This is a genomic window from Achromobacter semiaridum (assembly GCF_053543755.1).
The window spans coordinates 3,285-8,205 of sequence record NZ_JBLVOL010000100.1; the positions used below are offsets into that span (position 1 = coordinate 3,285).

Here is a 4,921-nt window from a genome sequence, read left to right on the forward strand (position 1 = left end):
CCCCCCGCGCGCCTTCCTCGAAAAACCAGCGGCGGTTGCCCAGGCGGGTCAGGTAGTCCGTTTGCGATTCAAGCAGCAGTTGGCCATGCGCTTCTTCGCGCACCAGCTTGAGCAACGCCATGGGCAGCAACACGGAATACAGCACGCCTTCGTACATCGTGATGCTGCTGGCCGCACTCTGCACGGACGCGCCATGGTGGGCAACGAGCCACGGCAGGATCAGCGCCCGAAAGGCATAGAACAACGCGTGGATGCCGGTGATGGCGACGACAAAGCGCCGTGGCGTCAGCGCCTTCATGGGTGCGCACCGCCACATTTCCCAGGCGGTCAACCCGGCCACGATGGCAATGGGGGCCGCGCTGACGTAGGCCCACACGACGCCTTGCCAACGCGTGCCGGCAATGGCCCAGATCAACGCCATGACGATCAGTAACGCCAGCGATCCGCCCCGATAGCGCCGGCCGTTGAATGCGGCCACGCCTTGCAGCACCAGCAGATAGCCGCCAAGGATGACCAGGTTGCTTAAGGCCGGGCCCAGCCAGGCGGGCAGATAGCCGCGTAGCAGGACCCCGGTGCAGCCGGCGGCGATGGTGGCAAAGCCCGTGGCCAGCAAGCGCAGTTGCTTGCCGCGCTTGACGTTGCTGCGGTGTTCCCAATAGGTCATGCCGGCGCTGGCAAGCAGCGTTCCGATGACCAGGAAATAAAGGGTGTAGAGATCGACGTGCATCACGGCGGGTATCAGCGTAGTGCCGACACGTGTTGCCGACTGCGGGATTTTACGGGGAAAAAAGCAGCGCCGACGGTTACATCGCCGCCTGTTGCGCGGCCGCCAACAGGTCATCGGCATGCACCATCAGCTCGCGCACCAGGTACAGCTGCGGGTACTGATTCAACACGCCCGCCCACTGGGGCGATGTCAGCAAGGACTGCCAGACAGCGTCCAGCCCGCGTGTGTCGGCGGGCCGGCCCCGGGCAAGCTCGCTGGCGTACGCCACGCTTGCGGGCGCGGATAGCAGCTGCATGCGGCAGGCGGCGTTTAGCAGGCGCGGCGCGGGGTCCGCCGGCGCGTCGCTGCAATAGAGCACGGCGCCGGACAGGTCCGTTTCGCCGGTGGGCAGGGCGGCCAGGGACGCGCCGCGTATCGGTACGGCGCCTTGGTGGCTGTGGAACGGGTAGGTCATGCCTGATTCAGCCTGTGCCAGGCGCGCAAGGCCGCGCAAGAGCCGGGCGAAGTCGGTGCTGGCGGCGTCCACGGACGCCTTGGCCTCGACCAGCAGGCAGACGTCCCAGGCGGCGGGCTGGGCGGCGGGCGCGACGGGCGCGTTCGGCACGCTGGGCGCATCCACACGGCGCAGCAGCGCAGCGTCCCATTCGCTTTTGGCGCGGTCGGCATCGCCGGGCAGTGCGGGCGGCACGCGCATTGACGTCACCACGCGATAGGCGGCGTTGCCCTCCGGCGCCGCGTTGAGTCGGTCCGCCAGGGCTTGCAGCGCCTGCGAGGCGCGCGCTTCGACTGCCGCGCCGCGCTGCTGCGCCGCCACGCCTTGTGCCACGGCCCCGGGGCTGCCCGAGCGGGGGCCGTTGCGGTTCCATAACGCCTGATAGCGCCGTACCCAAGGATCCAGGGCCAGCTCGTCCAGGCGTTGCAAGCGTTCCAATGCGGCGCCGTCGCGCAAGCGGGACAGGCTGCGCGCCAGCGCGGGGTCGTTGGCGGGGTCGTGGTCTGGGGCGTTGGCCGAGGCGTTGTCAGGGGCGTTGTCGGGGGCGTCAACTGCGGCGTTGTCATGGGCATTGGCCGGGCCGTCGGCAAGGTCTTTGCCTGGGCCGCTAGCGGCACCCCCCAGCGATTCCAGTTGCGGCACCGCAGCCGCCAGCGCGGGCCAGGACGCGGCCGAGGCTGCCGCCTGAAGCCGGGCCAACACGGTGCGCAGCGGGCCGGGGGGCATGCGTTCCAGTTTGGCGGGGTGGGCGGTGGCGTTGACGGCGGCGACTACGTCGCGTCGGTCAGCCTCGGCCCCAGCGGATAAGGACGCGTATTCGCGGACCTGTGGCGCCTGGTGGCGCAGCACCATCGCCTGGATGGCGGGGTCGCCCTGGTCAGGGCGCATGGCTTCGTGGATCAGTTGCGCCAGCGCGTCGATAAAGCACTGCTTGACCGAGGCCGGCGGGGTGGTGGCGCGGGCCAAGGCCTGGCGGGCCTGGTCAATGGCCACGGCCAGGCGGGTCGCGCAAGGGCGCTGGGACGACACGGATGGGTCCGTGTCGCCGGCCAGGGTGGCCGGCACCCGATAACGTCGGGCGACGATGCGTAGCGTTTTGTCCAGCAAGGCGGGGCGCGGCGGCAAGGGCATGGGAGGCTAGGGCGATCAGGGCGTTTTTCTGATGGGGCGCCCGTAAGCCTAGCCTGTTGACGCCGTGCGCGCCAATCGCAAACCCGGAAACCCGCGATCCCACGAACCCGCGCCCCCACGAACCCGAAACCCTAAATCCGAGATCCGAAATCCGAGATCCGAAATCCGAGATCCGAAATCCGAGATCCAAGATCCGAAACCCAAAATCCGAAACCCAAAATCCGAAACGCGGGCGGGTCGCCTGGACCGCGCCCGCCGTCGATCACTTGAACAGCGCGGCGTTCTCTTCCAGCACGGTGTCGGCGCATTGCGCATCCAGGTTGCCGCCGGGTGCGCCGGCCACGCCGATGGCGCCGATCACGTTGCTGCCTGCCTTGACCGGCACGCCGCCGCCCAACAGCAGAAAGCCCGGGATGTCGGTCAGATTGGCGGCGCCGGGGTTCTTTTGCGCGTTTTCCATCATCGTCAGCGTGGGCGTCTTGGCCGACACCGCCGTGAAGGCCTTGGCGCGGCTGGCCTCGATCGTGTGCGGGCCGGCGTTGTCGGCGCGGGCAAAGGCCTTGAGCAGCCCGGCGCGGTCCACGACCGAAGCGCTAACGTTGTAGCCCTTGGCCTGGCAGGCGGCGACCGTGGCGGTGGCCAGTTTTTGCGCGTCGGCCATCGACAGGTTGCTTTCGGTCAGCACGGCGGCGTGGGCGGCGCCGGCAAAGGCCAGGGTGGACAACAGGGTGGCAAGCGTGACACGGTTCATGGTCTGCATCCTTTGATTTCAGAGGGTTCGGTAGGAGCAGTCAGTGTGGCCAAAACCGGCGTTGCGCGGTATACGCCCGACTACGCGCGCGCCTCCGTAGCGTTACGGAGGCGCGGCGCGCGCTAGTCGAGCAGGGTGGCGTATTGGCGGATCAGCTGCGCCAGCGAGTCGGCTTCGAGCTTGGCGAAGACGTTGGCGCGATACGTTTCGACGGTGCGCGGCGACAAGTCGAATTCGCGCGCGATTTCCTTGTTGCTCATGCCACGCACGATGCGTTCCAGCACCTCGTGTTCGCGGCCGGACAGGCGCGCCAGCCGGTCGGCGGCGGCCTGCGTCACGGCCAGCCTTTCGCGGCTGGCCACGTGCGTGCGCACGGCAGCCTGCACCGCGTCCAGAAACACGTCGTCGTCCACCGGCTTTTGCAGGAACTCCATGGCGCCGCCCTTGAAGGCACGGCGGCACAGGTCCACATTCGCGTGGCCGGTCAACATGACGACGGGCAGGTCGGATTGGTCGGCCAGGCGGTTCAGCACGTCCAGGCCGCTGATGCCGGGCATGCGGATGTCCAGCACGACGCAACCGATTGCGCTGGCCGGCAGCTCCGACAAAAACGCCTGCGGGTCGGCATAGCCGCTGCTGGCCAGGCCCACGCTGCGCAGCAGCAGCGCCAGCGCGTCGCGCACCGCGTCGTCGTCGTCCACCAGGTACACCCGGGGCGACTGTTCGGGCGTGCGGTTGGGGCCAGGGTTCATGCGGGGCTCTTGTTGCAAGGCAGGCTGACGGTAAAACACGCGCCCGAGGGTTTGAGGTTGTGCGCGGCAACGCTGCCGTCCATCGAGCCGGCCAACGTTTCGCACAAGGCCAGGCCCAGGCCCATGCCTTGCGCGCGCGTGGTGTAGAACGGCGTGAACAGGCGCGGCAGCGCGTCGGCGGCAATGCCCGGGCCGTTGTCGCTGATGCTGAAGCGGTAGACGTCGCCGGGGGCGCGGCTGTCCACCCGGCCTTCCAGCTGGATCACGCGGGCGCCGTCGGTTCCGGCCAGCGCGTCGGCGGCGTTTTGCACCAGGTTGTGCAGGATCTGTTCCAACGCCACGCGGTCACCCAGCGGCCGCGCGCCGGGGCTGGCGTTGTGCCAGACAAGGCGGATGCCCTGCCGGGCGAGCTCGCTTTCCCGTAGAAAGCGCAGCGCGGCCACCAGCGCGTCCGGGTCCAGCGCTTCGCGCCGCGCGGGCGAACGGGGTTGGACCAGCGCGCGCATGCGGCTGATGATGTCGGCCGCGCGCTTGGCCTGCTCGGCGGTGGCCAAGAGCGCGTGGCGCACGGCGGGGCGCTCGTCCTCGTCGTCCAGCAGACGCTGGGCGGCGCGCGTCTGCGCCAGGATGGCGGTCAGCGGCTGGTTCAATTCATGCGCGATGCCGGCGGCCATTTCGCCCAGCGCGCCCAGACGCGCCATGGCGGCCAGCCGCGCCTGTTCCTGTTGGCGACGGGCCTCGGCGCGGGAACGCTGCCACGCGGCGGCGCCGGCCACCAGCAGTGCGCTGGCAAGCGCCCACGCGGTCCATGCCGTCCACGGCCAATATGCCGGCGTCAGGATGCGGCTGCTGCGCATCTGAAACGGTTGGCTGGCCGCGCCCAGGGGCTTTTGCAGCGTCATGGGCAGGCCGCGCGCGTCCTCGGGCTGTTTGTCCAGCAGCGCAAGCGGGCGCTGATCCACCAGCAGGCTCAGGTTGCTGAGATTGGGCGGGAAGTCGGCGGGGGGCACCAGTTGGCGGGCGTCGATCAACAGGCTCCAACTGGACGGCGCGATCAGCCAGTAGCG

4 protein-coding genes and 1 pseudogene are annotated in these 4,921 nt (G+C 69.2%); all 5 read right to left on the reverse strand.

What is annotated here, in order from left to right; all coding sequences use genetic code 11:
- Positions 1 to 727: pseudogene (locus ACNPP0_RS23055) on the reverse strand (GGDEF domain-containing protein); the annotation flags it as partial.
- Positions 728 to 803: 76 nt separating this feature from the next.
- Positions 804 to 2,351 (reverse strand): 3-deoxy-D-arabino-heptulosonate 7-phosphate synthase, encoded by a 1,548-nt coding sequence (locus ACNPP0_RS23060; RefSeq protein WP_448707100.1) that lies wholly within the window; start codon positions 2,349 to 2,351, stop codon positions 804 to 806.
- Between the two features lie 262 nt (positions 2,352 to 2,613).
- On the reverse strand, positions 2,614 to 3,102 hold the full coding sequence (locus tag ACNPP0_RS23065; RefSeq protein ID WP_120157497.1) for a GlcG/HbpS family heme-binding protein: 489 nt from the start codon (positions 3,100 to 3,102) through the stop codon (positions 2,614 to 2,616).
- A gap of 122 nt (positions 3,103 to 3,224) precedes the next feature.
- Positions 3,225 to 3,854 (reverse strand): response regulator transcription factor, encoded by a 630-nt coding sequence (locus ACNPP0_RS23070; protein WP_332608304.1) that lies wholly within the window; start codon positions 3,852 to 3,854, stop codon positions 3,225 to 3,227.
- Positions 3,851 to 4,921 (reverse strand): sensor histidine kinase (locus tag ACNPP0_RS23075; protein WP_448707101.1); only part of this gene is annotated, 1,071 nt, incomplete at its 5' end. The genes ACNPP0_RS23075 and ACNPP0_RS23070, both read right to left, overlap by 4 nt.

Bases quoted from the DNA above. Each gene is read 5' to 3' on its own strand.
- ACNPP0_RS23060 (WP_448707100.1), bottom strand. From the start codon at position 2,351: ATGCCCTTGCCGCCGCGCCCCGCCTTGCTGGACAAAACGCTACGCATC.
- ACNPP0_RS23065 (WP_120157497.1), bottom strand. From the start codon at position 3,102: ATGAACCGTGTCACGCTTGCCACCCTGTTGTCCACCCTGGCCTTTGCC.
- ACNPP0_RS23070 (WP_332608304.1), bottom strand. From the start codon at position 3,854: ATGAACCCTGGCCCCAACCGCACGCCCGAACAGTCGCCCCGGGTGTAC.